Here is a 902-nt window from a genome sequence, read left to right as displayed (position 1 = left end):
GGTGGTCTGGGGGCCTTGGCTGGAATCGGGAATACACCACTTGTGGAACTGTGCAACATTACCCCAGAAAGTGGTGCCCGGATCCTTGTCAAGCTGGAGTGGGCCAATCCGACTGGAAGCATGAAAGACCGGATGGCACGAACTGCCATTGAGGGCGCTGTTCGAAGTGGGCGTCTGCATCCGGGAAATACCGTCGTTGAATACACCGCGGGCACCACAGGTATTTCACTGGCGTTCGTCTGCGCGGCTTTAGGCTATCGGCTGCATATCGTGTTCTCAGATGCGTTCAGCATTGAGAAAAGGCGAACCATGACAACCTTTGGGGCCACCGTGGACGAGGTGCCGAGCGACGGCGGGCAGATCACCGAGGCGCTGATCAAACAGATGATCGCTCGTGCCGGCGAGATTTCCGCCCAACCGGGGCACTGGTGGGTTGATCAACTCAACAACCACGATGCAATCACCGGTTACTTTGCCCTGGGAGAAGAAATCTGGGCCCAGACACAGGGCGAAGTGGGGGTGTTCGTCCATGCTGTGGGAACGGCCCATTCACTGCATGGCGTCGGGCAAGTGTTGCGTTCCAGGAATCCCGAACTACGCATTGTCGCCGTAGAACCGGCTGAGTCTGCTGTGTTGTCGGGAGGAGCCACGGGACCGAACCGAATCGAGGGCATCGGTATCGGCTTTGTTCCTCCACTGTGGCAACCAGACCAGGTTGATGACATCCAGACCGTTGGTGCCGATGAGGCGATGGCCATGGCGCGGCGGCTCGCAAGAGAAGAGGGTCTGTTCGCTGGCACGTCGTCGGGAGCTAATGTGGTGGCTGCACTGCGCATTGCAGAGCAGCTTGAGCCAGGTGCGGTGGTTGTTACTCTCCTATGTGATTCTGGTTTCCGCTATCT

Annotated in this window: 1 protein-coding gene; it reads left to right on the top strand. The window is 58.3% G+C overall.

The window, feature by feature from the left end; all coding sequences use genetic code 11:
* Positions 1-15: 15 nt before the first annotated feature.
* The coding region (locus IEY31_RS18535; protein WP_229723779.1) for a PLP-dependent cysteine synthase family protein at positions 16-902 on the top strand (887 nt) is incomplete at its 3' end.

The organism is Deinococcus aerolatus (assembly GCF_014647055.1).
GTDB classification, from domain to species: Bacteria; Deinococcota; Deinococci; order Deinococcales; family Deinococcaceae; genus Deinococcus; species Deinococcus aerolatus.
This window is presented reverse-complemented; position numbering and strand designations above follow the sequence as displayed.